This is a genomic window from candidate division KSB1 bacterium (assembly GCA_022562085.1).
GTDB lineage: Bacteria > Zhuqueibacterota > Zhuqueibacteria > Oceanimicrobiales > Oceanimicrobiaceae > Oceanimicrobium.
On sequence record JADFPY010000433.1, the window covers coordinates 1 to 3,281 of the forward strand.

The 3,281-nt window shown below is 46.7% G+C and carries 4 protein-coding genes; all 4 read left to right on the forward strand.

What is annotated here, in order from left to right; translation table 11 throughout:
• Nucleotides 1-624 (forward strand): SDR family oxidoreductase (locus IH879_21820; protein ID MCH7677564.1); only part of this gene is annotated, 624 nt, incomplete at its 5' end.
• Between the two features lie 37 nt (nt 625-661).
• Nucleotides 662-1,510: an NmrA family NAD(P)-binding protein gene (locus tag IH879_21825; protein ID MCH7677565.1), complete on the forward strand. Its 849-nt coding sequence runs from the start codon at nt 662-664 to the stop codon at nt 1,508-1,510.
• Between the two features lie 334 nt (nt 1,511-1,844).
• Nucleotides 1,845-2,921, forward strand: a complete 1,077-nt coding sequence (locus IH879_21830) for an isopenicillin N synthase family oxygenase (GenBank protein ID MCH7677566.1) — start codon at nt 1,845-1,847, stop codon at nt 2,919-2,921.
• Nucleotides 2,922-2,997: 76 nt separating this feature from the next.
• Entirely contained in the window at nt 2,998-3,246 is a 249-nt protein-coding gene (locus tag IH879_21835; protein MCH7677567.1) for a type II toxin-antitoxin system prevent-host-death family antitoxin, read from the forward strand.
• The last annotated feature ends 35 nt before the right edge of the window (nt 3,247-3,281 follow it).

Genomic DNA, 3,281 nt, shown 5'->3' on the forward strand with positions numbered 1-3,281 from the left:
CCCCAGCCGGGAATAGGTTTGCGAGAATCAGCTCAACTTTCGCAGATTCCATATCGTCAGGATAGCTCCCTGAGTCCGGAGGAAATCTTCCCGGAGGGAAAGCTCGATGCCGATCTGCAGCAGGTGGATTTGCGCAAGACAAATAGTTGGCGTTTACGTCTGGGAGAAATACAGACGACAGAAATGCTCGAAGTACAATTGGTGAATTCTGTGGCGCCATTTGTGCTGTGCAACAGATTGCTACCGCTGATGAAGCGGGACACCACCGGGCAAAAGCATATCGTTAATGTCACCGCCATGGAAGGTAAATTCTTAAGATTTAAGAAGGCTGCACGACATCCACATACGAATATGGCGAAAGCTGCCCTGAATATGCTGACGCATACATCCGCTAAAGATTTGGCTAAAGACGGCATCTACATGAATGCCGTTGATACGGGCTGGGTCACGGACGAAGATCCCGCAGAACTTTCCGAGTTTAAACAAAGAGTGCATGACTTCCAGCCGCCATTAGATATTATCGATGGCGCGGCGAGAGTTTGTGATCCTTTCTTTGATGGCATCTTAACCGGCAAACATTGGTGTGGTAAATTTCTTAAGGACTATTTTCCCATAGACTGGTGATGAGTCGTTTTTTGAGAGAGTATAGGAAAGACACAAAATGTTTCTAGTCACCGGCGCTGCCGGCAAAACAGGGTTGGCCATTATTCAGGCTTTGATTGCGAAAGGAGAATCCGTTCGGGCGCTGGTTTTCCGCCACAATCAGGTTGCGCTCCTGAATCAGCTTGGGGTTAAAGAAGTTGTGGTTGGAAATATGCTGAATCGGGAATCGGTCAACGAAGCCGTTGCGGATGTCCGCGGAATTTACCATATTTGTCCGAATATGCACCCTGACGAATTCGCCATCGGGAAAATCGTTGTGGCTTGTGCAAAGTCAGCCGGATGTGAGCGGTTTGTTTATCATTCCGTGCTGCATCCGCAAATCCAGGCCATGCCGCATCATTGGCATAAATTTCTGGTAGAAGGACATCTTTTGGATTCAGGTCTATCCTGTACGATTCTCCAACCTGCTGCCTACATGCAAAATATCCTGGCGAATTGGCATCAAATTTTAACGGATGGTATCTATTCCGTGCCATATGCGGCAGAGACACGGCTGAGTATGGTTGACCTGGAGGACGTCGGCGAAGCGGCCGCCACCGTTCTAAGGGAACCAGGGCATGAAGGTGCGACATACGAGTTGAGCGGCCCGGATGTTCTGAACCAGAAAGAGGTGGCCGCGATTCTCGAAGAACAACTCCAGCGAAGCGTTTCAGTGCAGGAAACCGGTATTGAAATGTGGCAAGAGCAAGCAAAAAACAGTGGCCTGGGCGACTACCGGATTGACACCCTGGTGCAGATGTTTCGTTATTATGAACGATATGATTTTTTAGGAACCCCAAAAGCCTTGGCAGCGTTATTGGGGCGCGCACCGGGCAGTTTTGCAGAGTTTGTGAAAAGGAATCTTTAGCGATACATAGCGCGGCAAAGCCGCCTGGCAAACGTGAGATGTGAGACGTGAAACGAACTTTAGGATGAAGCTATCAGCGGTCAGCTATTAGCTTTCAGCTTTTTTTAAGGATGCGCCTGAGAATGAATTGTCAGGTTTTTAAGTGACACAGTCCCTTCACTCCAAAATTAGGAGTGTTATTTGGAGTTCATTGACTATGTCAATGCAGTTTTTTAAAGCTGACGGCTGATAGCTGAAAGCTTTTCATACATTCGACAATAATCTTTGTTTGGAATTCTTTGCAAAAAAATACAAAGAATGAGAAGTAATAACATAAAATAAAGGCTGAGAGAAAATGGACAAAACAAAAGAAAAAGGCATCAAAGCACTCAATCAGGAATATACCAAATACGATCAAGTTAAAAAGGAGCAGGCCTATCATCTGGCTGAATCCGATGAAGATCAGTTTGACAATGAGTACGAAATCAAAACCTGTGACTTGAATCAGTTTTTTCACGGCGGAGAGTCGGGCAAAAATCAATTCGCAGAAGAGCTTGGTGATGCGATGGAGGGCATCGGATTTGTGATTTTGGCAGGGCATGGCGTCGATCCGAAACTTCATGAGCAGGGCATCGAAAAAACCCGGGAGTTTTTTGAATCCTCAACGGTCGATGAGCGCATGAAGTATCTGGCGCAACGGTACGGTTCCGTAAACGAAGGGTATTTTCCGATCAAAGAGACCTCGAGGATTCATCCTGATCTGGTAGAAGGCTGGGTCTTTTGCCGACGTGCATTTAATATGGACGGCGACTCCACTTACAACGAGAAAGATTTCTGGCCCAAGCAGGGATTCGAAGCGTTCTTCCGGCAGATTGTTCTCGAACATGAGAAGCTTATTTTGCCAATTATGCAGAGCATCCTGCGCTACTTCGGCTGCGACCCCCATCTTTATGACCGGAAGCTGACGAAAACCAACTTCGGCTTTCGGCTCAACTATTATCCGCCCATGAGCGCTGAGGATGTTGAATCCGGCGCCGGGCGAATGCTGGGCCACGAGGACGTCGATTTGTTCACAATATTGCCCGCGGAAAGTGTCGAAGGCCTGCAGGTGCTGAATCGTGAAAATATGAAATGGATTCGCCTCAACCCGCCCAAAGGCAGCATCGTGCTAAATACCGGCGACTACATGCAGCGTATCACCAACGACCGGCTGCCTTCGACGACGCATCGCGTCAGTAAACCTCAAAACCCGGCTCTCATCAATAAGCCGCGTATTACATTTCCCATGGCGGTTTACGTCTGGGAGGATGAGATTCTCGAAGTCCTGCCCGGCCTCGGCGAGCCGAAATACGAGCCGGTGTCAGCAATAAAATTTCACACTGCCATTACCAGCAAGTATTATGGCGACGATTATGCCGTGGAGGAGAAATGAATTATTCTAATTGACTTTCTATCTTTTATAGTTTATCCTTTCAAAGTATAAACTTTTTAAGTTTTTTGAAAATAGAATGCGTGCAACAGCTAAAGAGTTAAGATTTAACACAAAGGAACTACTTGATACAGTGTCACGAGGTGAGGAAGTAATCATCACTTACCGCGGTAAACCTTGCGCAAAACTCGTCCCAATAGGTAATGAACAGAGTAATAAATCGGCTGGAGATGAATTGTTTGGCATCTGGAAAGATAATGCTGCTGTAAAAAACGTTGAGGATTACGTTCAAAACTTCAGACAGGGCAGAGTTAAGAATGCTGGTTGATACTGATGTCTTAATCTGGTATGTGAGGGGTAATA